Below are 26477 nucleotides of genomic sequence, written 5' to 3'. Positions count from 1 at the left end.
GGCGTATAATGAACCTAAGCCGCCCTCAGCATCTATAAAACCACCCATACCCGAATCGGACTCGCCCGGACTGCATTTAGCTAAGCGCATTGCCCAGTTGATGTTTGAAAAAAAGGCTGAAAACGTAGTGGTGGCGGACCTGGAAGGTTTAACCAGCGTGACGGATTATTTTGTGATGTGCACGGCCACGTCGGATATGCATGCGAGAGCCATATCCGACCATGTGCAGGATGAACTTGAGAAGGCAGGGTCGCGAGTTCATCACAAAGAAGGCCATTCATCCCTGAAATGGGTTTTGCTGGACTATATAGACGTGATTGCCCACGTGTTTCAAAAAGAAACGCGGGAGTTCTATGATCTTGAGCGTTTATGGGGTGATGCGCAGTTTTTCAAAATGAAAGATGACGCTTCAAGATAGCGATTAAAGGTTGGTTTTTTTAAGGGCATTTAGCTCAGCTGGTTCAGAGCGTTCGCCTCACACGCGAGAGGTCACTGGTTCGAATCCAGTAATGCCCACTAAATTCAAATTTCCCTCTAATAGAGCCACAACTTCATTATTTCCATTGGTTCGATAAGTGCTATTTTCGTAGATCAACTTTTCAGGGAATATCGAACCAATTAGTTTCTTCTTTATTGCTACCGGCGACCTCTCATAATACAAATCCAGTTTGCTTAACAAATTGAATCCTGAGTTCACGTATTTTGGTGCATCAATCTGAATCTGTCCAAGTTGATTCAGTTGTGCCTTTCTTTGAGATAATTCTTGGGTGAGCCTATCTCGCATGGCCTGGTAACGGTCCGCAGGTATGATGTTCTTGATGAGTTTCTCATCCAGGCTATCTAAATCCTTTTCAGTTTCTGTGATCTTCTTCTTCAAGTCTGTTGTTGATACGCCGGAGTCCATCTGCTGACGTTTGAGTTCGTCAAGCAAGATTTCTTTATACAACTCCATTCTCTCAGGCGGCTGTATCAACTTCTTTATGAACTGCTGAAAATCAATATCTACTTCTCTAGACCGAAAACGACACTTGCAAGGCGTCTGGCAATGGTAGTAACCGTATTGCCCTCCATTGCCCTTAGATAAGCTCGCTGTGAGAAGTCTAAGGCAGGATGGGCAGAGGAGATGACCCCGTAATGGAAATAATTCGTCAGAGTCTTTTTTATAGCTTCCACGCTTCTTGCCGAATAGTATATCTTGCACTCTGAGGAAAGTATCTTCGTCAACTAATGCGGTGTGAATGCCATCTACGATATGTTCCGGCTGGTTCTTGAATGAACGAACTCTGACCTTGCCAATGTATACAGGATTTGTCAATAGTGCCCGGAAAGCATTCTTAGAATTGTAGTAGCCTTTTTCGATTCTGAGTTTCTTTCTTAATTCGTCGGGATGATAGAGGCCAGTAGCAAATTCTCGGAATATAGTTCTTATCAAATCGGCGTTCTCATGCGGTTCTATATATGCCAGTCCCTGTGAGTTCGTGGCATTCTTATAGCCGAAGGGCGCTTTGCCAACAACACGCCCATTTAGTTTAGCTTGCCTCATGCCTTCAGTTACTCTAATGGACAATCTCCGGTTAAATAGCTCAGCCATGCCTGTGTGGAGATTGAGCATGATTTGATCTTCCGGCATGTCAGGATCATTCCACTGCTCGATGGCGTTGATCTCGATTCCTCTTTGTGCAAAATCGAATAGGATATTAGAAGTTTCACGCTGATTACGTCCAAGCCGGTCCCAGAGCGTGACTAACACGCCGTCTATTAAACGGTTACTACGAACCAGGGCTACGAGCTTTTTCCACTCAGGGCGATTGAAAGTCTTGCCGGAATAATCTTCCCTGAAGGTGGCGATAACGTTCAAGCCTTCCCGTTCGCAGAAGTAGTTTAGCTTCTGCTGCTGAATATCCAAACTTGTTCCCGTTTTGGCTTGTTCATCGGTGGACACTCGAAGATAGAGTACAACGTTTTTCATATAATTCCTTATGATTTAATCATCCTATTATATACTAGATTTCCTTGGGTTGTAAACACAACTGAGGCCTTAGATCATTGAGCATACCATGTTTGAGCAGTTCGATTTCAATTGCGGCCAATTTATAATATTGTTCACGCAGTTTCTGAATTTCTTCGTCCGAATACTTACGCTCTCCACGATTCAATATTTCCTTGCAACGCTCAATACTGATCATGGATTCTTCCCAAGTGTGTTAGGAAATGATTGAAATATTTCTTTTCTAAGTGTCATACTGAAATTTAATATCAAAAAAAGGCCACGTCAAGAGACGATCAGCGCGTTTATATATGTTCAGTGTAAATTGGTATAAATAGGTATGATCAGCGTAATTATGTATAATTATATATGATCAGTGTAATTATATATAATTGTATATGATTAGCGTGTTGTGGAAGCGCGTGGAAGCACGTGGACAGGCGTGGGCGGTGATGGAGAAAGTAAGAAAAGCTAAAAAATCAAGCAAGTCACAAGATTCAGCTCAGATTTAAGTACAAGAATAACAGCTGAGCATGCCATATTTATCAAAAAAACTGAAAAAAATTTATGTAATTTTGACTTTTTCATTGTCTTATTGTGTGATAGTAACCAATAATATGACATCTGAAAAAGCATCGCGTTTCTTATCATGCAACGACCACGGAATCCCGGGCAATTAATCAAAGAGATCGAAAGAATTCTCACCGAGCAAATCTCTGACCCTTCACTTAATGTTAGCCGCATAGCTACTCTCTTGGGTGTATCAACCCAGACCATTTATCAATGCACATACAAATGTTTTTGTGAACCCCCCAAAACAATCTTGGATTTATACCGGCTTGTGTGTGCTATGAGGATGATAAAAGCCAGTCCCGATATGAATCTTACTTTGATAGCCCATCAATCCGGTTACAACGATTATCAAACATTCAGCCAATGCCTATGAAAGCTTCCCCTAAAGTTAGACAGTTTGAAAGTAAAGGAATTTATTTATGTTTAACTTAAGAAGGGAGTGTTTTATGAAAAAGAGTAAGTACCCGGAAACGCAGATTGTTAAAATTTTGAAGGAGCAGGACGCGGGGTAAAAGTGAAAGAAATCACCTGGAAATACGGTACATAAGAAAAGTTATAATCCTGTGCCACGAATTCTTTGTAAGTTTTTTAGCGAAAACAATACTATCAAATAAAAAATGTGCGATACCAGGGCTCATGCCCAAATTGTGGAATAATCTAAGACTCAGGTTAATATTTCAAAAGTAGTTGAACAAATCAGAAAATATTTTCATTCGCTAAGTATATTAATATTAATTGCTTGTAAGTCATGAATAGAAATTAATAAAAAAAATTTATGCAATTTTCGACTTTCTGCCGTCTTATGTGTGGAGAGGATAAAGGAAAAAGAAATATCGGTTACTTATTTCTAATTAAATTATAAAGAGCTTTTTGGAGCCAGATCAAAAAAGAATCTCAATGAATTTTTATGCATTTTTATCATTTTTGGTGTCTTATTGCATGATGAAAACAATTAAATCGAATACGACATTTGAACTGCAACTTGGAGTACCCCATGCGAAGGAAACGGGAATCAGAACGCCTAATCACACAGATCCAACGAATTCTCCACGAAAAGATATGCGATCCACGGCTTAACGTCAGCTACCTCGCAAGAACTCTATGCGTTTCGACGCAACATATTTATCAACTGGTATACAGCTATTACTGGGACAACCCAAAGAAAGTCATAGAATCTTGTCGCTTGGCTCGTGTCCTTGAACTGATCGGACAAAACTCGGAAATCAATCTGAGCTTGGTAGCCTCACAGTCTGGCTTTGTTAACTATAACACTTTTCTGCGGTGTTTTAAGCGAAGACTACAGATATCCCCGTCCAAATATATCGCCCTTCCCACCCATTATCGTCCTTCGATTAAGTACAAATTGAGTCGAACTCAAGCAATCTCTATCGGGCCGGCAAAACCGGATTCGAGGGTTTTAATGGATTATTTGCAAGACACAAAAAGGCCGCAGAGCCTTATAAATAAAAGGCTGCAAGAGACAGGTTAAGAAGTTTACTTGTGATTCTGTCTTGTGATTTTGTCTTGCGATAATGTCTATTGATTTTTGGATTTCAATACAATTATATTTTCAGGTGAATTTATTCACTTTTTTTCGTGAGCCCTTAGCCAAGCAGAGTAATCAAAAAAAATCGCTATAAACCTATGAGGTAGTCCTATGTGTAGCAAACATCTCTTATGCGGCCTTCTGTTGGTTCTCATGAGCAGTTGTACATTCAATGTCCGTATCGTAAAAGAGCCGGATATTATTTCAGAAGCGACGCTTAAAACCCTGACGAGCAGCGTTAATCAATACGCTTCACTATCAATCGGTGATGCGGAAATCCCGTGCAAGATCGTTGGCGCGAATGAAGAAAGGCTTATTGTTGCGAGCAGGGAAGTGGTAAGTGAAATCCCGGTAAAGGCCTTGAATAAAATCTTTTTGTATGGAGCGCAGAAGGGGCCCGGTTCCAGTGCGACGGCTATGCTGATTGCAGGAATTACCGCCGGATTCTTAGGAGATTTGGCCGGACGGGAAATTGCCAACGACAAAAATAATAAGAAAGAAATCCGGATTGGCTCAGCCATTCTAGGCGCCTGTGCAGGCATGATAGCGATACGAACACTTAGCAAAGGCGTCGAGACGGAGATCGTCATTAACAAAACCATTAAGGCCGTTGAACTTTATCCCGGCATAGGTAAGTCACTGACCTCGGAGGTGATCCTATCACGAAACCTGTTTAACGATCTGTCCATGGGAGCCGGGGAGACTTTATTAAAGCTAAAAGTATATCAATACGAACCTAATCAATATATCGCGGTGTATGAAGTTCACGACGGCAAAGAAACGATTGTCAAATGGGTCACGTTTGATGAAACGTATTTCAAACAGCAACGGGCAAAACTCGAACAACCGTTGAAAGACCAGATTTTTAAAAACAGTTCTCTCAATGGACAATGAAACGTGAGACGTGAGAAAGCAAAAGGCAAACCGTGAACAATGAACAAATGACTCAATGACAAAATGAATCAATGATTCAATAGATAAGGGGTTAATATGAAAAAGTTTTTTTGGATCTTGTGTATGAGTTCGGTCATCACATCACGATCATTCGCTCAGATCGGCTGGTGGACGAGTTCGGACACGTTGAATGTGTTTAATAAGAACAAGGGTGCAGTACTGATCGGCAGTTACCAGCCTTTAGGAAAACTGACCGTAGGGCCGGACGATAAGTTTTACAATTTGTCGCTCGTAGGTGATTACAATAATCTGGCCAAGAATTATCTTCAGATCGGGGTAACGGGCAGAGGGTTTGAGAACCTGCAAGGACAGACGATCTTCGATCTGTATCATTCTAATACCCAGTTCAAGAATGCCGGGTATAATTTCAGGATCAATGGCAACAGTCAGTTCTTCATCAACGGCGAGGGCAATATCGGAATCGGCACGGAGAAACCGGAGGCAAAGCTGGATCTGACCGGCGGGCCTAATTGGGGAGGGTTTAACAAAGCGATCCACATACCGATCAATCATGCCGTCCATTTTGATGCGGGAACCAACCAGTTTGGCCTTGTTGCTCAGAATAACGAACTGAATGTCGTTCTCAGCAGTGGGAGTTCTACTCCATTTGGTGGGAGCTTTGCAAAGCTGATAACCCTATTGCCTAAAAAGATGATTATTGAAGGCGATCTGGAAGTGAAAGGCAGGCTTATCAGTCAAGGATCAACAGGATCAAATATTAATGCCGGAATAAGTACAAGCATTCCAGTGATAACTTCAAGCGCCTCGGGCTTTGAAAATGTTTTACAGGGATTATCAAACAACAACGGCAATCTTGGACTTGGTGTTTCCAGCCCTGTTAACAAATTGGACATAGCAGGAGGACTTGCTATAGGTTCAAGCTACTCAGGCAACCTGACTGCCCCGGACAATGGTGCTATTATCGAAGGCAATGTGGGAATCGGAACCGCTACACCTGATCCTAATTACAAGCTCAATGTATTTGGGAAGATCAAAGCTCAGGAACTGTATCTGACTGCCAAGAAGTGGCCGGACTACGTGTTTGAAAAGGATTTTGAGCTTCGATCCTTAACTGAAGTTGAAAAACATATTCAGAAATACAAACACCTTCCCGGTATACCGTCAGAGAAAGAGATTCAAGATGGGGGAGTCGCTGTAGTAGATATGCAAGCGAAATTACTCCAAAAGATTGAAGAATTGACGCTGTATATCATCGAGCAGAACAAACGGCTTGAGACACAAGAGAAGAAGATTCAGGCTTTAGATGAAAAGGTAAAACGATATGAAAAATGACCAAGCCGGGTCTGACACCAGACTGCACAGGGATATTAAGCAGATCATCATTTTGCTCTTCATAACTGTTCTGCTTGTTCTTTTGGTCAACGAAGCTCATTCACAGAATAAGACCACTTTCCCCCTTCAGGATGACTCTTACATATCATACCCGATGGGTGAGAACTTAATATTTGAAGGTCAGATAGCGCCCAATTACCCGGTCATGCAGTGGGGAACCGATCAAAGCACATTTAAGGGTAATATTACTATTACGCCCAAAGTTATCCTCAAAATGTATAGGACAAGATCCAGTCCAGTGAAAACCCCGTCTTATATGCCGAAAATAACTATTCAAGGTGCTTTGGATTTAGGGTCTGTAAGTTTATATCCATTCCTGATTTTAAGCCATCATTCGAATGGTCAAGGCGGTGAAACGTTCGTAACAGACGATGCAAATGCTACCTCGATCAATAAGGAAAGCGGTTCGTTTGCTACCAATTTCATTCAGCTAGGATACTTCTTTTCATTGCCTGATTTAGATAAACATTACATGGGAATATCTTATGAACATCATCCGGTTCATGGATGGTGGTTTGGGATTGATCCGGCAATTCAGGACATCTATGGGAGAAGAAGGCTTCATTATGAATACAAATATCTTGGCAACATTTTCCAATTTGAAACGAGTTACACGGATATAATCGATAAACCAAAAGGAATACCCAAAGGCATTTTTTCTGCTACAGCCAAAATTAAATCACCGGTGTTCAGAAAGTCTATGTGGTTCTTTGCGAGTTACTATCAGGGGCAAGATTATTACAATATTAATTTCAATAACAAAACTCGTCAAGGTAAAGCGGGAATTGCAATTCAAACAAAATTAAGTGTCAACTAGGGATATTGATAATCAAAAAGGTATATTTTTATGAAGCGATTGTTGTCGTTCATATTGTTATTAAATGTGAGCATTACAAAATGCACTTTCTCACAAGAATATTCTGAAAGCGCACCTAAAATCAATACATTCATACTGAATGCAGATATTAAAGGAATGATCGGCAATTCAGTTAATTTGTTTAATGGAGATTTGGCGCTGCCACTGAATTTGATAAGCCTACCTGGCCGTAATGGGCTTGATGCCAGTGTGAGTATTGCTTACAGTAGTAACATCCATCATCTTATTGACACTTGGAATTTGACTTCACCGACAGGGATTTTGGGCTTAGGTTGGTCATTTGACTATGATAAAATTGTTGTTGATAACAAAAATACCGGCTCGCGTCACGATGATGAGTTTTATCTAATTTCGGGAGGATCAAGTAACCCATTAATCAGGGTTGGGACCTCCGGTAACAAGTTGACCTATGAGCTTAAAAACTATCAGTTTTGGAAGATTACATGTGATACCACAGACGAAAAGTGGGAAATAATCAAAGAGGACGGAAACACATATACGTATGGTGGTGTGTTAACCTCTGACGCCAATGGAAAGCACAGCTTAGGCGAATCGGTGCAATGGGCAGTTAAGTGGAGCAATTGGATTGGCAATAGTGTTGTCACCTCAGGTCAACAGCAATATGGCCTTATTTGGAATCTTTCAAGTATTTCAAATAACTGGAAAGACAGTATATATTTCCAATATCAGCAAGATAAGAATCAGGTGGGAACTGGGGGTAAGTATCATACTGAGGCGAGTTATCTTTACCGAATAGTAGATACATATAAAAGGTACGCTCAATTCAACTACGCCCAAAAGGATGCGGCGCTTGAGTACAAAGAACCTCATACGGAAAAAGCCGCGGAACCGGATGCCTACCAGGAGCGCTACGAAAAAAAGTATCTGTCAAACATTGAGATGTACAACGAATCAAATGTGAAATTATTGTCAGTCGAATTTTCCTACTCATACGTAAACGTCGGATACGCCGATCTTGTGAAAAGAGTTTTGACAGCGGTTACTCAAAAAAATGCAAGCGGTGAAGCGCTTCCTTCGATGAAGTTCGAGTACAGGAGCTCAAATCCGAATAAACACGCTTTGGAGAAGATCACATTTCCAATGGGTAGTTCTGTTATGTATACCTATACAGATTCTTTAATAACATTGTCAAACAGAGAATTCACAATTGATAGACCTTCGGGATATAGTCAACCGCGGTTTTGGATCACGGATGACTATGTTGTGGTCTCGTGGCGTAACGGAAATGATTCGATAAAAGTCTTTGCATATTATTGGGATGGGCAGTGGGTTTCCAGCGGTCAATTGCTCCAAATTGGTCGCATTGACAGGGACGACGATCTTCAGGACTTCGAGATTTTGACTGAAAAAGACTTTTTTTGCTTAATTGCAGACGTCCATGACAAAGATACTGTGAACGGCATAGTTCCAGTCCAACAGATGATTAAACGTACTTATCTCTTCAGAAAAAGCACCAGAAATTCTTCAGACTGGACGGTGTCGACATTCTATTCAGATATTGAAAATCACTTTGATAACAATTGTCATTTCTTTTCTGGCCGTGACTTTGTTGGGATCTTGGGCGCTGAATCGGGTGAATTGATTCAATATCGCTGGAATGGGACGTCATGGACACAATCCATAACAGATGATTCATATTCGGGTGTATTGCATCGCTTTTGGGCCTCTCCTGGAGGGGTGAATAACTTCATAACTCTTAATCAACTTGGAAGCAGCACGGATGTTATCAAATGGTACTATTTAGATGAACTGGGGAACTGGCAGATTTCTACTTTGAATTCAAGTTTAAGTTTCAATACAGATGGTGGAGGCGATGAACCAACATATTTTTATCCATCATCGACTTTTACCAGCATAATGCCGCATGGGGAGACAAAGCGAATAATACGTTGGGACGAAAATTTCAACGGGCTCGATTCTTACAGTATTCAGGATGGAAGCAATACCGGGCCTATCCTCATTGGCAATTCATTGGTAACCTATATCAACAATACGGCAAATGGACGGCCAACGATGAGATTCAACGCATCCTCATGGTCCCGACGTGACACAACCAGCAATTCGAATAACTACAGTTTTGCAGTCGGTGAAGATTACACCGCGTTTTCAATTAACAATATTGGCGGTTCCTCACAGTACAACTGGTTTGATTTCGATCCAAATACAAATCAATTTGTGTTAAGCACACGATCCATTTCAGGAAATAACTCTTCCATAGTAAGCGCGGGCAATGGATATTTTATTGCCAGACCCTGGCAGGGTGCTATTGGTAAATTCCACATGGTAATGCGACGGACGGACGGATATTGGTATTCATTCGAACGCCCATGTGGTGACTATATGGAGGCTCTGCGAACGGCCTACAATTTCTTCACATATAATGGCCTGAGTGGCCACGCCAAGTTCATGCCGATAATAAATGATTCGATACCTGCCAATCCTATATCAATATCAAATCAGACGATGAATCCAGTAGAGGATCCTAATATAAAATATCAAATTCCGCAGTATCAAGGAAACTACACCTTCATAACTATTGATCAGACAAAAAGACTGTATGAGGCAGACAAAATTTACCTGCACAGAGTAGTCAATAACACATATACAGGCGCGTTGAAAGACTATCCCGTTTCAAAAATGAATATTACTACTGGAAATATTACTGCAGATGGACAACCGGAAATACTCATAACAGAATATCAATATAACAGGGCAACAGCTAGCTATGACCAATCTGCTACCGTAGTTCAATACAATGAGGTAACCGTCATACCAAAAGTTAAAATCTTGGTTGAGGATGAGCTTCCACCCATTGAAATAGAGGCTGCGCTAGACGGATACACAAAAACATATTTTGTTAATGGTTTAATGGATACTAATTTTTCAGCTGCTTACACAGATCAAACCATGCGTGATAACCGAGGATTACTCAAAGGCACACCGTATTATTCCGCAATATATGATGCTGCTGGCAATCTTAAGTCTTACAGCCGATCAAGTCTAAGTGTATACACTAAGCAATTGGGGCAGAAAGAGCAGGGAACGTATATACGCCCTACATTACAGACCAGCTATAAAGACGGCGTTACATCTCAGGTGGACTACACATATAGTACAACAACGGGGCTTGTAACATTAACGCATACGACAAATCATGACGCCTCGGGAAATACTGATAATATCTATCAATATAATAAGTACTGGTATGAAGCGTATGACGCATCAAATACGAAAAATATGTTGACACCGGTTATTCAATCCAAGATTCAGGTTAATTCGACCATTACTTCGGTGTCAGCAACAACCTGGAAAGATTGGGGTTCCGGCAAATGGGCACCAAATAAAACGTACACATGGAAAGGAACCGGGAGTTCTGATTTTAATTTCAGCTTGTATTCCGGAGGAACTGAACCTCCATCCGATTGGCTTAAGACCTCTGAAGTTGTATCACGTCTGAGCACAGGTGGAGTTAAACAATCAAGAAATATCGATGGTCTTACTTCCTCTGCTATCTATGACTACCAATACCAAGCGCCGATTGCAAGTTTTGGAAACGCCAGAATCTCGGATGCCACTTTGGGTAGCGAAGCAAGCTTCCTAAATTTTGAAAGTTTTAATGAGACGAGTGGGATCAAAGAAAATGACTACTGGACATTCATTTCTTCAAATGATTTTTCAACCGATGCTCATTCCGGCGTTTATAGCCGTAAAGTCCTCCAGGGATCACTTGTATATGAAGCGATTAGAGATTTCCTTCCACCCGATCTATCAGGACAAAGACGAAAGTATATTATATCCTGCTGGGTGAAGACGCAACCGGGTTTTGGGGCAAATAAGGGGACGCTGGTGATGTATTCTAAACGTAATAGCGATTCGGATAACTCAACTTATCCTAACGTAGCGGGTGCATCCGCTGGCATCAATTTTGGGGACACGGGCGGACAATGGAAATACATTGAAGCCGTGGTTGACCTTGCACAAGTTCGCACGACGGGAGGGATTTCTGACGCGGAATTACTTCGACTGCGATGTTGGGTAAGAAACACGGATGCTTCGAAGTATTTTTTGGTGGATGATATTCGCTTTTCACCTTATGACTCGCCGTTTTCTGCGACGGTTTATGAAAAAAAGTATGGTTTACCGGTAGCTTCTTTGGGATCAAGCGGCGAAATAAGTCGTAAAGTGTTTGACAATTATCAACGTGGTATAGGAACCGTATTGAACGAACAGGTTGTGAATGGCATTGGTGCTTCGTATTTTTCTCGCAAAGGAAATAATGATCTTTTCGATAATAGAGATCCAAACAGCAACGTCAGTATTAGCAGTAAGGGGAGTGGGAAGTTAGATGATTTCAATGATTATGATGTCGCAGGCTGGTCATTCAACACCGGAAATTGGACAGTTGTAAATGGTGAACTGCAACATACCGGTGTCGGACAAAGCGATCTAGCAACCTTCCTTGCATCATCTGGTTCACAACACGGAATGCGCGTCAAGGTAAAATACTTTTCGGGTTATGATGATTTTGGAATAATGGCCGGAAATCTGCTTGTTAGGAGATATAATCCGGGAAGCGGTGCAATATGGCAAATGTCTAATGAAGGTATTACTGATAACTTCACTGCGCCGATGGCAACGGATTGGTTATTGATAATTTCGGATAAAACAGCATTTTTCTATGCCGATGGCCGATTGATATTCGAAAAAACATATGCAAATATTATTTCAGGAAGTTTCAAACTCTATACAGGTGAACCAAACATCACGGTTTCGTTTGATGATGTTTTATATTTCAAAGAACCATCAATAGCCATGGCCTATATGGACGGGACTGGTAAGAAGATTCAATCCCAGTTGTTCGATGGCACTGGAACTGTTGTAACTGAATCCCTATTCGATGGTGTAGGAAGAGGAGCCGTATCAACAAAATCAGCAAAGTATACTGATTCACTTTTTGTGTTTCGACATAGTTTTGTGACTGGCTATGACTGGTCAACAGGTGAGCTGGAAGGATATGTTGTGACCAAAAACAACAATGACGCCTACTCCTACGCAAGAGATAAATATGAAAATTCACCCCAATCGCGAGTAATTGAAGCCAGTGCTCCTGGACAAACTTTCAGCTTAGGGCAGCATACGCCGAGAACAATTTATGGAAAGAATATTGCTGGAGATGGTTTGCGTGATGATCTTCCCGCTAATCAATATTTTCAGCAAATCATGATTGATGCTAATTATGATACTTCCTGGGTTATCACAGATAAAAGCGGTAACACAGTTACAAAGAGATCAGGGCCGGTATTTGGTCCAGGACTTCTACTTGACACGACTCTGTCTGTTGAATTTGGAGGTGGAATGGAAGAAATTGCTCCACAGGAAGGAAAAGGAGGAGGAGTGTCAGAACCAATGGAGAACATGACAACCGTGTTAACATCTTCCACATCTTTCACTCCTGGTTTTACTCAAACTGCATCATATTCTTGTTGGCTTTTTGGGGGGAGTTCCTATGTGCCGCCAAAGACTACTTACTACACTGCTTATTTCAAAATAGGAACAAGCCCCGGTGGAAGCAATGTGGTGAGTCATTCGAAAAGTGGCAGTCCTCAATCTTTTAATGGAACATTTGCTGCCCAGGCAGGAATAACTTACTATATTGAAGTATCAGGAAATGCAACATACTCGGAAGCAACCGGATCTGTTAACTTCGACTACTACGGTGAGGGAATGCATTATGTTCAAACGTCATATGTTTACGATGACTTCGGTAGATTGACAACAATCTATTTACCAAATTATTATAATCCTCCCACCACCAGTACCGGTACTAGTTTTGTAGTTACCATGCAATATGATTTTCTCGGCAGGCTTACGCAGAAAACAACACCCGATGCAGGGACGACGAAATTCATGTATGATAAGACTGGCCGTTTGAGATTTACAATGGATGCCAATGGAGATGCCCAAACGCCAGATAATATCTCATACTTCAAATACGATACTTATGGACGTAAGATCGAAGAAGGTTATTACAGTTATAACTGGTCAAGTATCACGCAAGCTAATGCTGACGATCCAGCCTGGCCGACCACACCGGCTACGTGGAGAAAGAAATACTATTTTGACGGCGATACGTCTATGGCATACATGAAAGGGCGGCTTCAGAAAGTAGAGACGAACAACGATACCGATTCACCTTTTGAAGTGGAGGAAACTTACCAGTACGACATATACGGTCGTATGCCCTCGAAAACGACTAAAGTAGTAGATTACGATAATTATCTTTATACAACCTTTTACGAATACGATTACTCAGGTAACGTAACGAAGATCTATTATCCATACAATTCTGGTGGTGGCGGCCAGATGGCTATGCAATCGGGGTTAGGTGAATCTGAAAACCTTGTTATTCAAGATATGACGTTTGATGACGGAAGCAATAAAGTGATCGAGTCCGAAGGAGATATTGTATTTACGGGTGAATTTAATAGTAATGGTGCAGATGTGATCGCAAAACCCGGTGTTTCAAAGAAGCCTGTAGAAAACGCTGCAACTGCCAAACATGACGCTTCCCAAAGCCAATTACTGCTTGATGGAGGAGGTGGTATGTCAGCCATGTCCTCTCCCGATCCTAATGCAACCGTGGTCACTTATACATACAACACGCTAGGACAGCTTATTTCGATTGGAAATGCAACGGATTTGGATTATTTTGTGGCGTACTCTTACAATCCAGACGGGTCAATGGCTACTGAGAAAATGAAAGACACTACTATAAAACGTTATTTCTCATATGAGTCGCAGGGCTGGTTGAAATCTATTACTGACTCATATTTTGCAGATACTCTTTGTTATACTTCCGATGGATATGGTGGAGCTGGTTATTACAATGGAAACATTTCAAAAATGATCATTGATTATAAATTTAGCGGCGCTCCGGCAGACTATTCTTACAGGTTCAAATACGACAAATTGTCACAACTGCTGGTAGCCGATCATTCTGCAAATAGCGCGGGAGACATGGGCGTCGGAACCGGCAATGAAAACAAATTTGATGCAAATGGAAATTTTATCAGAGTGGTCGCAAATACAACTACCAAGAACTATAATTACTACGCTAATACGAACAAAGTTCAAAACACAGACGGCTCGGGTAATGACTACGTCTACGATAATATCGGCAACATTACTTCATCCTCACCAAAAACCATCAGCACACTCACCTATGATCCTTTCATCAATCGTACAAGAAATATTTCTATGGGAAGCGGAGCCGGTATGAGCTTTGAGTATGACGGCACGGAAAGGAGAGTTTATGCTGTGGAAACTCCTGCCAATTCCAAAGTTCTTTATCTGCATGACGGGATGAATTCAATTCAAGAAAGATCAAGCAGCGGGACGGCTACAGAATACGTTTACGGGCCTACCGGTATCATTGCACTCAAAACATCGACCACGTGGAAATTTATGATCAAAGATCATTTGGGCTCCACGAGAGCCGTAGTAGATGGTTCGACTGTTACAGGCTATGACTACAGTGCATTTGGAACGATATTGGGAAGTGTTTCTTCTTCAGGCTATTACTATACAGGTCAAGAATACGACAAAACCAGCGGTTTGAATAATTTTAAGGCGAGAATGTATGATAGTGATTTGGGGAGATTCTATGCGGGTGATCCTGCGGGTGAATTTCCTTATAACTACGGCTACGCTGGCAATAATCCATTGTCTTACCGTGACCCCAGTGGAAAATTCATTCAATTTGTTATTATGGGTGCCTTAATGAGTGGATATATGGGCGGTGTACAGGCGGATATACAGGGCAAGAGTGTATGGAAAGGAATTGGGAAAGGGGCTTTTATAGGGGCGGTTAGTGGAGCCACGGGAGCTGGGGCCAGTGCAGGATTGGCTTCAATGGGGATTGGTGGGGCGATTGGCGGAGGTGTTTCTGGTGCGTTAAGTGGGGGAGTAGGCTCAGCATTAAGCGGCAGTAATGTTGGGAAGGGAATGCTATATGGCGGAGTGATTGGTTTTGCCATGGGGGCGTTGCAGGCACACGGTGATCTCCAGAGTCAAGCAAATGACATCGGAAAAGACAATAATCCCACAACTCAACTTGAGGGCGATCAGAAGTTTATTGATGATTCTATGGAGAGCCTGAAGATACATGGTGGAGAACCAGGGCAACGCCAGTATAACGAGATAACAGGGCACAATACAGAGGTTGTCGTTGACAATAACTTGCAAGGGCAATATGGTCAGTCATACAAGACGCCCAAAACCCTGAAGGACTGGTTTTCACATTATCTAACTGGGAATGCCGATTACAACTATAAGATTGCATTAAACAGACAGAGACTCCTTAATCCACCGACTGGTCCTGGAGCAGCGAATGACCATTCAGGTGACTGGGCAGCAATCGGCCTCAAGGGCCCGGAAAACGTAATTGGCCGTGCATCCCAGACGCTTTTTCATGAATCGGGGCATTTGTTTGGCTTATATTATAACAACACGTATTATACTCCCGCAGAGTTGGACCATGGTTTGTCATTTTATAGGAAACCGTTTTTTGGAAAGCTTGGCGGAATGACTAAAGATTGGTTGGAACATTATTATGTTCCAAATTTTAACCCAACAAAATTACCGAGGTAGTTATGCCCCCCGTTTATGATCTTTCATATTCTGATTTCATTAACTTCAATCCACATGGACAAATTGAAGTTGTGCTATTCATAATTTTAGTGGTAGTAATAACACTATTGTTTTCTCTAAACCTACTGGGAAACTTCGTATCAAGGAAGTCGTTTTACACTATTTCGATAATCCTTACAATCATGCTGATATTATTCATTGTTCGTTTCAACTTGATGTGGTTTTGGCACCAATCACAAGGCCAAGAATTCTCAAGTGAAATCGTAGTCTTATCCACATATCAGCTGATTCTGAGTTTCGGCCAACTTACGTATGAGTTGAACTGGCTCTGTATGACACTTATTGCTATGCGTGTGGTGCAAGCTGTCAAGGATTTAAGAACAAAACACAAGGATGAATAGGTATGAGTGTGATCAATAAGAAGTACGTCCATGAAGCAGTATTTTATTATGGCTTCAGAAACCGTCAATTACAAGTCAGACAGAGTGCGTTTTCTATTGTTTCATTGTGATATATGTATTTCTTATTCTGAGAAAACAAATAATGGGACACCAGAATTTGGTTAGAGGGCATAAGTCCTCCAAGGAACTTTGTATTCATGTGCCGTGGATTATTATCTTTTTTGTAAACTTTGGTTCTCTAACTTGCGAAGTTATCAGGGCTAATTTACCTTATTTGATTTTAATTATTTTCATTCTTTCATATAGGAATTAATCTCATATGAAAAATAAATAAAGAATATCCATTATGTTGAATAAGTACCTTAATGTCTTGTGTTTGTCATTATTAGCATTTTCTCCTGCATCATCTCAAGTAACCAATAGAATCACTCTTCTCGCCGGAACAAATCTTGCCTGGGGCGCAAATGATATTGAACATTATAGCACTGATTCACGCTATGGTTACAATGCGGGTTTTTCAATTGCGAAGTCGGAAAGACTGGGATATTCATTGGGCGTTGTATATTCTCATAATAGGGCGAAATATAAAATGGAGGAATATTCGTACCAGTATCATGCGGTATTGAGGCGCAATGGGATACAATCTGTGTCATACATTGACTTTACTCCAATGATTACCTACACACCTGAGCGCTCAAGATTTACGATTGGGATTGGTATCGGATACTCACTTGCTATCGGGGCCAAGTCAGACGGTCATTACCTGGCATCAGAAAATTATGGCAACGGCGCCTTTGCCTATGGTGAGGATTACAAAATTGAAAACAAGAAATCCTTTCAAAGGGCAGACTGGGGCGGGATAGTGTCGACCGGTATTTCTCTCACCAAAGGCTTTGGCCTCGAAATTCAATACCGGCATGGATTGACAAACATTACAAAGAATGACTTGTCATATTTGAAGACCAAGAGATCGTCCGTTTCGCTATTTGTATCGAAAACAATTTGGTCCAAAGGATGACCAAGCGGTGACTAAGACGCAGAGTCTCCAAATTTCCCCTTGCGTATTCCCCCAAATATTGCTAATTTTTTCCGTTAGCATTTGTGGATGAACCTATCGTGGAGCCAAGCCGTGTCTCCCAGAAAAGTCTCTGAACAAGAAACCCGTTATTCCCTGATCGATCCCGATCTCAAAAAAGCTGGATGGGATCTGTTCGACCGTTCGCAGGTAGGATTTGAAATTCCGGTGGACCTCTCCCTTTCTCTCTCTCCTTTTAAAGGAGAGGGACAGGGTGAGGTTCACGAGGGCATTACCGACTACTGTCTCTACCGCGCTAACGGCGAAGTTCTCGCTGTCGTAGAAGCCAAGCGAACCAGCCGGGATGCAAGAGTAGGACAGCAACAAGTTCTCGATTACGTAACCAAGATCGGTAAGACTCAATCCTTCATCCCGTTCGCATTCATGGCCAACGGCACAGATACTTTTTTTTGGGATACCGAAGAATCAGCCCCGCGCCACGTTGCCGGGTTCTTTTCACGTGAGAACTTAGAACGCCTGCTCTTCATCAAACAAAACCGTATTCCGCTAAATACGATCCAGATCAAGCAATCTATTGTCGACCGTGCCTATCAGGCGGAAGCGATCCGTCGTATATCCGAAGCCATTGAAATAAAGAAAAAACGTAAAGCCCTGCTCGTCATGGCAACCGGCACCGGCAAGACCCGAACGACCATGGCTTTGATCGACGTTTTCCTGCAAGCCCGCGCCGCTCAGAAGGTTCTGTTCCTTGCTGACCGCGATGCCCTGGTGGAACAGGCACTCACTGACGGATTAAAACGCCATCTGCCCAACGAAGCCCGCGGACGTATTCGCACCTACGATCTTGACAAAACGAAACGGGTCTATGTGTCCACTTTGCAAACGCTGGAGATCTGTTTCAAGGATTTCACGCCCGGCGATTTCGATCTGATCATTGCCGACGAATGCCACCGTTCCATATACAATAAATTCACCGACGTGCTCGCGTATTTCGATGCGATTCAGATCGGGTTGACCGCAACTCCGGCGCAATTCATCGAACGCGATACTTTCAAATTCTTCGATTGCGAAAATAACGCTCCGACGTTCCTGTATTCATACGACGATGCGGTCAAAGAAGAATACCTCGTCGACTACAACGTCTATTCCGCGCAAACCAAATTCCAGCGCAAAGGTATCAAAGGCGTCGACTTAAGCGAGGAAGATCAAAACGCCCTGCGCGAACGCGACATCGATCCGGAGGACATTAATTACGAAGGCACCGACCTGGAACGCAAAGTGACTAACCGCGACACCCTGCGCAAACAGATCGAAGAATTCATGGAAGTCTGTCATAAAGACTCCACCGGCCAGATTCCGGGCAAGTCCATCATATTCGCCATCACGCAGGATCACGCCATGCGCATTGCGGAGGAATTTAACAAAATGTATCCCGAACACCAGGGGCGGGTGGTGCAGGTGATTACCTCGAAGATGGAACGCACGCGCGACTTGATCCAATCCTTCAAAAAAAACGACATGCCGCGCATTGCGGTCTCCGTGGACATGCTCGACACGGGCATTGACGTGCCGGAGGTGGTGAACTTGGCATTCATGAAGCCGGTCAATTCGCAGATCAAATTCTGGCAGATGATCGGACGCGGTACGCGCCCGCACGAAGCCTGCCAAAACTATTCCTGGCTGCCCAATAGCCGCAAAGAGAGTTTCCTCATCGTGGATTTCTGGGAGAATTTCGAACACTTCCAGATGATGCCTAAAGACGACAAAGGCCCTTCGCAGGTGCCCGTGCTCGTCACAATATTCCATACACGGCTCCAGAAACTTCAGATTCTCCTTGGCGATCAGTCGTCCGCCGATTTCAAACGCATCGTGCAGGACGTACGCGCAGACATTGCCCGTATTCCCGGCGATTCATTTACCGTAAAAAAATCGCTCGGCGATCTGAGGCAGGCCACGGACGATGATTTCTGGGCTTATCTGACGGAAGACAAAATCGAATTACTTCGTCTCAAGATCGCGCCACTGCTCAGATTCATCACCGGGGTCAATCCCAAAGAAGCTTTTTTCATCAGCAAGATGGAACGTGCCGAACTCTTTCTTCTTCAGAAAAAAGACCTGTCCGCGCTCATGGAATCCATTCGTGAAGACGTCGCGCGGCTGCCGTCATCTCTGCCGCAGGTAAAAGCCGTCGAAGAACATCGTCAGAATATTCTTGCCAATAAATTCTGGGCCAACCTCACGCTGGAGCGGCTCGACACGGATAAAAAAGCCCTCGCGCCGGTGATGAAACTTGCCGAAGACATCAAAACCGATCCTATCGAACTCGGCCTCGACGATATTATCGATTCCCGCCGCTGGATCATACTGCGCGACAAGACCGGCAAACAAAAGATCATGATCGAAGAATACAAAAAGCAGGTGGAAGAGAAAATTCTCGAACTGGCCGAAAAACATCCGACGATCAAAAAACTCAAAGCCGGTGAGACCATCACGGCCAGCGATCTGGAAGACCTGGACGACACACTCGAAAAAGAACTGATCCATCTTGGCCTTGACGAAGAGAATATTCTCAAAGCTTTCGGCGTGCGCGTAGGGAATCTCGTGGATTTTCTCAAGCATATTCTGCACCTGGAGTCGCTACCGACCTACGCGTCTATCGTGCAGAGGTCTTTCGATGCTTTTATTCTGGAACATAATTACAATGCCGACCAGTCGCGCTTTCTGCGTGTCGTACAAAGCGTATTCCTGCAAAGGCGTAAACTCGAACTGGCCGATCTGTATGAAGAGCCTTTTACGAATCTGGGGATGAATGCGGTTGAAAAACTATTCGACAAAGCTGAGGTCGAAGAACTGATTACGTTAACACGTAGATTGGTTGCATAGGAATAGGTTGCTCGAAGCAGTGGCGAATATGATAATATAGCTAAATTGTGTCGAACTATTTATTTTTATAAGGTTGTATATGGGTTTCTTAGATGAGAACAACAAAACTCGCAATAAGTTTCTGTACGTGAGTGGAAAAGCGTTGAAGTTACCTATTTATTTTCCATCAATTTCATCAGTAAAAACTGGATTAAGCCCTTTGGACTATTTCAACGTTTTAAAAGCACTCCGGCAACCCCACTTCTTGGTTTCTGCTTTTGATATTGCAAAATCGCGTCATAGAGATATCTTTGTTGAAAGATTGAAAGCTAATCAAGGTGATGACAACTCAATAATTGTGATGGACTCGGGCAATTACGAAAGTTACTGGTTGAGAGATTCGAGTTGGACAAAAGATGATTTTGATGAAGTGTTAAAGTTAGGTGTGTGTCATTTGGCATTTTGCTATGATTATCAGTTTCCTCAAGAAGATATAGAGAGCAATGTGGCATCTATTGTGAAATCAACAAAAAATAGCCAAGAATCCTCACTTGCTACTACAATCATTCCAATAGTTCATTCGAAAAAAGAGAAAATTATTGAAACCGTTATGGAACTTCATAGCCAGATGAATTTCACAATGGTGTCTCTTCCAGAAAGAATATTAGGAGAAGGTCTACTTGAAAGAGCTTGTACTGTAACAGCTTTGCGAAAAGCGTTGAATACATTGGAAAATTACACGTATATTCACTTACTTGGAACAGGCAACCCCCTCTCATTATTAGTTTTGTCATTAGCTGGAGCGGATTCATTCGACGGACTCGAATGGTGTCAAACAGTCGTTAATTCTAAAACAGCTCTTTTGTATCATTTTCAACATCGGGAAATGATAATTGATGAGTGCCCGTTCTGTAACTCTGATAACTTGGACTATTTACTCTCAACCCTTGGGCATAACTTGTTTTTTTATAATAACTGGATGGCAACCATTCAAAATGAAATAAACAGTAACTCAGTAGATAGATTATTGCAGCTTCACTATAGTGATACATTTGTTTCTCATCTTCGTAGGATATGGTCTTGATTAATGCAAACAGTTTCTAAAATACATGAAACAGTGTTAAAGGTGTGCGAGGAGGCTAGGAAATTAGTCGGTCAAATTCCTCCATTAGAAAATGAAAGCGAATTACTGTCAGAGCTAGTGTTGTGTATTTTGAGTAGCCAAGAAAAATATGAGGCTGCGTCAGCTGCAATGATCAGTCTTAATAAGAAAAATATCTTACGAATACCTAATAATGAAGTGGATTTCTTTGAAATTAAGTCTCAACTCATTGCAGCAATGGGCGAACCTATCTATTTTAACTATGAAAATAAAAGATATTCAAGACGACTACGTTTTTTTGTAAAAAAGGGAGAACATATTCTCAAAACCCTCGAAAACATTTATCTTAATAATCTAACAATAAAGAAAATCCTTAGTTGCGCGGAAGACACCAGAGACGCTAGAAAAAAAATCATTGATTGTTGTTGTGGGTTGGGGCCGAAACAAGCCAGTATGTTCTTACGAAATATTGGATACTATTCTGAATTTGCTGTCCTAGATAAGCATGTATTTAATTTTATGAAAATAACCGGGTTGACGTATAATTCATTGACAAGTGTTGCGACATTATCAAAATATGAGGAACTCGAAAATAAATTGCGATCGTATGCTACAACTTATAATGTAGCATTGTTACATTTAGATTTGGCGATTTGGGTAACAATGCGAACATTAAAAATTTATCGTTAATGAAAATAGTTACTTTAGTTTCAGGCGGAATCGATTCAACGCTCATGTCTATTCTTGCAGATGAGAAAGATTTTGAGTTGTTTCCACTCTTTGTTGACTACGGACAAAGATCAGTAAAATTAGAATGGAAAGCATGCCTCTATAACCATTTGAAACATAAATTACCGAAGCCTAAAAGAATGAACTTGAATGGATTTGGCAAGTTGATCCATTCAGGGCTTACTGATAAAAGGATGAGAGTAAAAGAGGATGCGTTCCTTCCTGGTCGAAACACACTGTTTCTGTTAGCTGCGAGTTCATATGCGTATCATGTGCAGAGTAGAAACGTGGCAATTGGATTATTGACGGATAAATACAGTCTATTTCCTGATCAAACTAACGAGTTTATCCGAAAGACAGAATCTTTTATTTCAACTGTTTTGGAATACGAAATAAAAATACTCGCTCCACTGATAGGCTTCAACAAAGCAGAAGTGATAAAATTGGCAGAATCGAAAAGAATTGGTAAAACCTATTCATGTCATTCGGGGAACCCCAAGCCATGTGGAAAATGTATTTCGTGCCTTGAAATCACAAATGCACTTAAATATTTGAAAGGAGGATAATATGGGTGGTGGTGGAGGTAGTTATGACACCCGAATAATTGATCGACTCTCCAAAGTGGCACAAAATGCATTTGAGGATGCTCAACCTGACAAAAGAAACGTTTTTATTAGTTTTGATCATCGGGATGTGAATGATGTAAATCTGTTAAGAGGACAAGCAAAGAACGAAAATAGCGATTTAGAATTTAACGACTATTCCTTGAAAGAGCCATTTGACAGCGAAAGAGCAGAGTATATTAAAAGCGGAATCCGAGAAAGAATACGCCAAGCATCAGTTACTGTGATTTATATTTCTAACATAACACACGAAAGTAAATGGGTTGATTGGGAAGTTAGAGAGAGCATTGCGTTGGGAAAAGGAGTTATATGCGTTCACAAAGGTGAAAAGCCTCCAGACAAGAAACCAGGCTTTATTAAAGAATTTGATTTAAAACTTATTCCGTGGAAGCACCATGAATTATCTCTCGCTATCGAAGAAGCCGCGAAAGAACGCAAATAGCCACGAACGAAGTCTAAAAGGGCCCAATTCGTACGATAAATTTAACAAGATATCATTGATTTGCCAATCAAGATATCTAAATATAATTAGAGGGCAAAATGTTATTCTTGTATTAATTGCTTTTGTTTCCTCACTGCCAATCTTCCAAAATAGCCATGATGAGTTGATTCGCTGCATTATGGTAATTCTGGCTATTGTATTTCTAGGACTTATGATTTTTCAACAAAGCATGCAGTATATGACTGGTTGGCAGAAGGCTCGATTTCTTGCTGAAAGCATTCTTAGCAATTCATGGTTATTCTGCTTCAAAATAGGTGTTTATAATGCAGATGAGAAGAACGCATCAGCAACATTTCTTGAATATGTTGAGAAAACCGAAAAAGATGTTGATCTCAATGAGTGGTATTCAATATACACTTCCAGTTTTGGCGCGATAGCTGAGTGGATGCATGAGGTTTTTGTTGAGAGCGATTTTTTAAAGAAAAAGAGCTTTTACATTACTTACCGGTTAAAAGATCAATTAGAATGGTACACTGAAAGAGCATCGGACAATTTTAAACGAGCTAGCCGTTGGCATATAACGTCCTTAGTTCTGTTGTTGGCAGGAATAGTATTGACCATGTTAATTCCAATTTCGCAATTTTCCATTTTTGGTTTCCTTTCTACAATAACCGCAACAAGTCTCACGTGGCGGCAAACAAGACGATTTGAGGAATTACGGGTCACCTACGCAATTACAGCAAAAGAATTAGAGTCGTTAAAGTATAGATTTGAATTAGAAGTAGAAGAAAAACCGATATTTTCCCTTATTATGGAAGCAGAGAAACTGATTAGTAGAGAGCATAAATTGTGGTTCAATCGAAGCCTGCCATTGCCATCAGTTTAACTTAGGAGAGGAAATGAAGACGAAAATTAGACTTATTCAAATTGGTTCTGAAGTGACCCAACTAATTAGTAATGTCGTTGTTTCACTAAATCAGCTTCAAGATTCATTCTCATTTGATATAAGTAATGAGACGATTACTTTGGATTCTTCCAAGATAATTAATGGACTGTACCCAGAAACGTATATTTGGGAACAAGTGGAACAGTATTTAAAGAAACACAATTACACTGAATATCCGATTGCAGTATGCGATTTCCCTTTGTTCGAGGAAATATTCTGCTCTCACGATGAAGTTGGCGCTCTAATCTCTACCTACGGAATGGTGGACAAATTAAAGTTTAGCATAGATAAGTTCCTTAAATATGTAATTGCATATGTCATAATCGATCCTAAAAATGAACGGGGTCAACTCCATATGGATAAGACTTTAAGTTGCCCAAATGATTTTTGTGACAATGTTGCTGATGTTAATTTGGGTATGGCAAAGGGTGAATTCTGTAGATTATGTAAGGGTGAGCTCTTTTCAGCGATTGACAAGAATGAACTTTCTCTTTCTACTCTTACAGCGGTTTATCGAATATTAGACGACGTGAGTGATAAAAGAATTTGTTTTGTACTTATGCCGTTTGCTCAGAAGTTTACAGGGGTTTATCACAATGTGAAAGCGATTATGAAGCAACACGGATACTATTGTGTTAGAGCTGACGAGATTTTCGAAACGCGCAGTGTCATAAATATAATCTATCAGATGATTGAGCGTTCTACAATTATCATTGCAGATTTGACGGGCCGAAATGCGAATGTTTTTTTCGAATTAGGGTACGCTCACGCAATTGGGAAAAACACCATATTAATGGCACAAAAACAATCTGACATTCCATTTGACCTGCAACACAGACAATTTTTTAAATATAAGAATGGCCCAGAATTGAAGAAGATATTATCTGAGAAAATTGGGAAATATGTTGCGTAAGTTTCCTATGAATTATGTACTCAGAGTTTGATAGACCATAATTATCAGAAAATCAAACAAAAGCACACCCAGCAGACAGACTATTGAATTCAGAAATTAACCTAAGCAAAAACGTCAACAAATCCCGATCTCCGCTCAAGAATCGACTCCGTCTGGGACACCCTTCGACTGCTTAGGACTTAGCGTGACATCTTAAACATTTAAGGAACCGTGTTAACCAACCCCGATCTCCGCTCAAAAATCGACAGTCTTTGGGACAAATTTTGGTCCGGCGGTATTTCCAATCCGCGTACGGCCATTGAACAAATGTCCTATCTGATCTTTCTGAAAAGATTGGAAGACATGGACAATGCCCGCGCAGCCGCGGCGAAGCGCCGCGGGCAGGCGTTCACATCGCTTTTTTCTGTTAAAAGCCGCGAATCTGGGCATGAATGCAGTGGAAAAATTGTTTAGAAAAGAGGAAGTGGCTGAATTGATTCGACTCACAAAAAAGCTTTGTTGCTTGAAAGGATGACCAATGATCGGAAAGATTGAAAAGGTAGCCTTACGAGAAATATGGAAGCACGAAGCACAGGATTTTACGACATGGCTACAAAAAAATATTGATGTGCTAAATGATGTAGTAGACTTTCACTTATCCAACCCAGAGAAGGAGCAGAGTACAGGCAATTTCAGTGTCGACTTGGTTGCTGAAGACGAAGACGGGGATCTCGTAGTTATTGAAAATCAACTCGAGAAAAGTAACCATGATCATTTAGGCAAAGTCATTACGTACCTTGCGTCTGTAAATGCAGCCAGGGCAATCTGGATTGTAGCCGAACCTCGACAGGAACATATTAAAGCGATTTCTTGGCTAAATGAATCAACGGGAGCCGAATTTTATCTATTTAAAATTGAAGGAATCAAGATCGAAAAGTCTCCTCCCGCACCTCTTTTTACATTGATTGTTGGGCCAAGCGAAGAAGCAAGAGAAGTCGGTGAGACAAAAAAGGAATATGATAAACGACATCACTTACGAAAAGAATTCTGGGCAGTATTACTCGATCGGGCGAAGACAAAAACGAACCTTCATGCAAATATATCCCCGGGAATGTATAGTTGGATTGGGACAGGAGCCGGTATTTCTGGAGTTACTCTTAATTACGGTGTGGGGCAACATGAAACGAAAATCGAATTGTATATCGACAAAGACAAAGATTCTGGAGTTGATAACAAACTTATATTTGATCAACTATATAAAAATAAAACGGAGATTGAGCAAATATTTGGTGACCAGTTAAGTTGGGAACGACTTGACGCAAAAAGGGCATCCCGAATTGCGAGATACTTTGCCTCTGGTGGATATAAAGATCACGAAAAATGGCAGTTAATTGCTGATGAAATGATTGGAGCAATGATCAAATTTGAGAAGGCAATTTCACCACACATTGCTAAAATTAAGACAGCCTAAGGAAAATGGGTGA

General features: G+C 41.4%; 19 protein-coding genes and 1 tRNA gene. 18 read left to right on the top strand and 2 right to left on the bottom strand.

The features are described 5' to 3' along the window. The first annotated feature begins 100 nt into the window (after nt 1-100). Together rsfS and F9K33_00470 are read left to right on the top strand one after the other, a co-directional pair. Nucleotides 101-418, top strand: coding sequence for a ribosome silencing factor (gene rsfS, locus F9K33_00475; GenBank protein KAB2881622.1), 318 nt, complete (start codon nt 101-103; stop codon nt 416-418). A gap of 23 nt (nt 419-441) precedes the next feature. Continuing rightward, nucleotides 442-516, top strand: a tRNA-Val gene (locus F9K33_00470). Here the strand turns inward: F9K33_00470 and F9K33_00465 are convergent. Both F9K33_00465 and F9K33_00460 read right to left on the bottom strand, forming a co-directional pair. Further along, the gene (locus F9K33_00465; protein ID KAB2881621.1) at nt 476-1630 is read right to left on the bottom strand and encodes a recombinase family protein; all 1155 of its coding nucleotides are present in this window, start codon (nt 1628-1630) and stop codon (nt 476-478) included. The genes F9K33_00470 and F9K33_00465 overlap by 41 nt on opposite strands. 373 nt (nt 1631-2003) lie before the next feature. Then, on the bottom strand, nt 2004-2186 hold the full coding sequence (locus tag F9K33_00460; GenBank protein ID KAB2881564.1) for a hypothetical protein: 183 nt from the start codon (nt 2184-2186) through the stop codon (nt 2004-2006). 450 nt (nt 2187-2636) lie between these two features. Between F9K33_00460 and F9K33_00455 the strand changes: the two genes are divergently transcribed. The 16 genes from F9K33_00455 to F9K33_00380 all read left to right on the top strand — a co-directional run bounded on the left by F9K33_00455 (nt 2637) and on the right by F9K33_00380 (nt 26464). Further along, nucleotides 2637-2933, top strand: a complete 297-nt coding sequence (locus tag F9K33_00455) for an AraC family transcriptional regulator (protein ID KAB2881563.1) — start codon at nt 2637-2639, stop codon at nt 2931-2933. A gap of 621 nt (nt 2934-3554) precedes the next feature. Continuing rightward, nucleotides 3555-4049 carry an AraC family transcriptional regulator gene (locus F9K33_00450; GenBank protein KAB2881562.1) on the top strand — a complete coding sequence of 165 codons (495 nt, stop codon included), beginning with the start codon at nt 3555-3557 and terminating at the stop codon, nt 4047-4049. A gap of 168 nt (nt 4050-4217) precedes the next feature. Then, nucleotides 4218-5000: a hypothetical protein gene (locus tag F9K33_00445; protein KAB2881561.1), complete on the top strand. Its 783-nt coding sequence runs from the start codon at nt 4218-4220 to the stop codon at nt 4998-5000. A 96-nt stretch (nt 5001-5096) separates the two neighbouring features. Then, nucleotides 5097-6353, top strand: coding sequence for a hypothetical protein (locus tag F9K33_00440; GenBank protein ID KAB2881560.1), 1257 nt, complete (start codon nt 5097-5099; stop codon nt 6351-6353). After that, entirely contained in the window at nt 6343-7230 is an 888-nt protein-coding gene (locus F9K33_00435) for a hypothetical protein (protein KAB2881559.1), read from the top strand. The genes F9K33_00440 and F9K33_00435 overlap by 11 nt, the downstream gene beginning before the upstream one ends. A 30-nt stretch (nt 7231-7260) precedes the next feature. Next, a complete protein-coding gene (locus F9K33_00430; protein KAB2881558.1) occupies nt 7261-15960 on the top strand; it encodes an RHS repeat-associated core domain-containing protein in 8700 nt (2899 codons plus the stop codon). A 747-nt stretch (nt 15961-16707) separates the two neighbouring features. Next, nucleotides 16708-17379, top strand: a complete 672-nt coding sequence (locus F9K33_00425; protein ID KAB2881557.1) for a PorT family protein — start codon at nt 16708-16710, stop codon at nt 17377-17379. Nucleotides 17380-17466: 87 nt separating this feature from the next. Then, nucleotides 17467-20280 carry a DEAD/DEAH box helicase gene (locus F9K33_00420; GenBank protein ID KAB2881556.1) on the top strand — a complete coding sequence of 938 codons (2814 nt, stop codon included), beginning with the start codon at nt 17467-17469 and terminating at the stop codon, nt 20278-20280. Nucleotides 20281-20359: 79 nt separating this feature from the next. After that, the gene (locus F9K33_00415; protein KAB2881555.1) at nt 20360-21343 is read left to right on the top strand and encodes a hypothetical protein; all 984 of its coding nucleotides are present in this window, start codon (nt 20360-20362) and stop codon (nt 21341-21343) included. 3 nt (nt 21344-21346) lie between these two features. After that, nucleotides 21347-22051: a hypothetical protein gene (locus tag F9K33_00410; protein ID KAB2881554.1), complete on the top strand. Its 705-nt coding sequence runs from the start codon at nt 21347-21349 to the stop codon at nt 22049-22051. After that, the gene (locus F9K33_00405) at nt 22051-22656 is read left to right on the top strand and encodes a 7-cyano-7-deazaguanine synthase (protein ID KAB2881553.1); all 606 of its coding nucleotides are present in this window, start codon (nt 22051-22053) and stop codon (nt 22654-22656) included. The genes F9K33_00410 and F9K33_00405 overlap by 1 nt, the downstream gene beginning before the upstream one ends. Nucleotide 22657: 1 nt before the next feature. Further along, nucleotides 22658-23155, top strand: a complete 498-nt coding sequence (locus tag F9K33_00400; protein ID KAB2881552.1) for a TIR domain-containing protein — start codon at nt 22658-22660, stop codon at nt 23153-23155. Next, nucleotides 23109-24041 (top strand): DUF4231 domain-containing protein, encoded by a 933-nt coding sequence (locus F9K33_00395; protein ID KAB2881551.1) that lies wholly within the window; start codon nt 23109-23111, stop codon nt 24039-24041. The genes F9K33_00400 and F9K33_00395 overlap by 47 nt, the downstream gene beginning before the upstream one ends. Nucleotides 24042-24054: 13 nt before the next feature. Beyond that, nucleotides 24055-25014: a hypothetical protein gene (locus tag F9K33_00390; protein KAB2881550.1), complete on the top strand. Its 960-nt coding sequence runs from the start codon at nt 24055-24057 to the stop codon at nt 25012-25014. 210 nt (nt 25015-25224) lie between these two features. After that, the gene (locus tag F9K33_00385) at nt 25225-25467 is read left to right on the top strand and encodes a hypothetical protein (GenBank protein KAB2881549.1); all 243 of its coding nucleotides are present in this window, start codon (nt 25225-25227) and stop codon (nt 25465-25467) included. Nucleotides 25468-25531: 64 nt separating this feature from the next. Beyond that, complete coding sequence (locus F9K33_00380) at nt 25532-26464, top strand: DUF4268 domain-containing protein (protein ID KAB2881548.1); 933 nt, start codon at nt 25532-25534, stop codon at nt 26462-26464. The last annotated feature ends 13 nt before the right edge of the window (nt 26465-26477 follow it).

The sequence above is a fragment of the bacterium genome (assembly GCA_008933615.1).
Taxonomy (GTDB): Bacteria; CLD3; CLD3; order SB21; family SB21; genus SB21.
This window is presented reverse-complemented; position numbering and strand designations above follow the sequence as displayed.

What these genes read in the sequence shown, in the direction of transcription:
- rsfS (KAB2881622.1), top strand. Translation starts at nt 101, where the DNA reads ATGTTTGAAAAAAAGGCTGAAAACGTAGTGGTGGCGGACCTGGAAGGT.
- F9K33_00465 (KAB2881621.1), bottom strand. Translation starts at nt 1,630, where the DNA reads ATGCCGGAAGATCAAATCATGCTCAATCTCCACACAGGCATGGCTGAG.
- F9K33_00460 (KAB2881564.1), bottom strand. Translation starts at nt 2,186, where the DNA reads ATGATCAGTATTGAGCGTTGCAAGGAAATATTGAATCGTGGAGAGCGT.
- F9K33_00455 (KAB2881563.1), top strand. Translation starts at nt 2,637, where the DNA reads ATGCAACGACCACGGAATCCCGGGCAATTAATCAAAGAGATCGAAAGA.
- F9K33_00450 (KAB2881562.1), top strand. Translation starts at nt 3,555, where the DNA reads ATGCGAAGGAAACGGGAATCAGAACGCCTAATCACACAGATCCAACGA.
- F9K33_00445 (KAB2881561.1), top strand. Translation starts at nt 4,218, where the DNA reads ATGTGTAGCAAACATCTCTTATGCGGCCTTCTGTTGGTTCTCATGAGC.
- F9K33_00440 (KAB2881560.1), top strand. Translation starts at nt 5,097, where the DNA reads ATGAAAAAGTTTTTTTGGATCTTGTGTATGAGTTCGGTCATCACATCA.
- F9K33_00435 (KAB2881559.1), top strand. Translation starts at nt 6,343, where the DNA reads ATGAAAAATGACCAAGCCGGGTCTGACACCAGACTGCACAGGGATATT.
- F9K33_00430 (KAB2881558.1), top strand. Translation starts at nt 7,261, where the DNA reads ATGAAGCGATTGTTGTCGTTCATATTGTTATTAAATGTGAGCATTACA.
- F9K33_00425 (KAB2881557.1), top strand. Translation starts at nt 16,708, where the DNA reads ATGTTGAATAAGTACCTTAATGTCTTGTGTTTGTCATTATTAGCATTT.
- F9K33_00420 (KAB2881556.1), top strand. Translation starts at nt 17,467, where the DNA reads ATGAACCTATCGTGGAGCCAAGCCGTGTCTCCCAGAAAAGTCTCTGAA.
- F9K33_00415 (KAB2881555.1), top strand. Translation starts at nt 20,360, where the DNA reads ATGGGTTTCTTAGATGAGAACAACAAAACTCGCAATAAGTTTCTGTAC.
- F9K33_00410 (KAB2881554.1), top strand. Translation starts at nt 21,347, where the DNA reads ATGCAAACAGTTTCTAAAATACATGAAACAGTGTTAAAGGTGTGCGAG.
- F9K33_00405 (KAB2881553.1), top strand. Translation starts at nt 22,051, where the DNA reads ATGAAAATAGTTACTTTAGTTTCAGGCGGAATCGATTCAACGCTCATG.
- F9K33_00400 (KAB2881552.1), top strand. Translation starts at nt 22,658, where the DNA reads ATGGGTGGTGGTGGAGGTAGTTATGACACCCGAATAATTGATCGACTC.
- F9K33_00395 (KAB2881551.1), top strand. Translation starts at nt 23,109, where the DNA reads ATGAATTATCTCTCGCTATCGAAGAAGCCGCGAAAGAACGCAAATAGC.
- F9K33_00390 (KAB2881550.1), top strand. Translation starts at nt 24,055, where the DNA reads ATGAAGACGAAAATTAGACTTATTCAAATTGGTTCTGAAGTGACCCAA.
- F9K33_00380 (KAB2881548.1), top strand. Translation starts at nt 25,532, where the DNA reads ATGATCGGAAAGATTGAAAAGGTAGCCTTACGAGAAATATGGAAGCAC.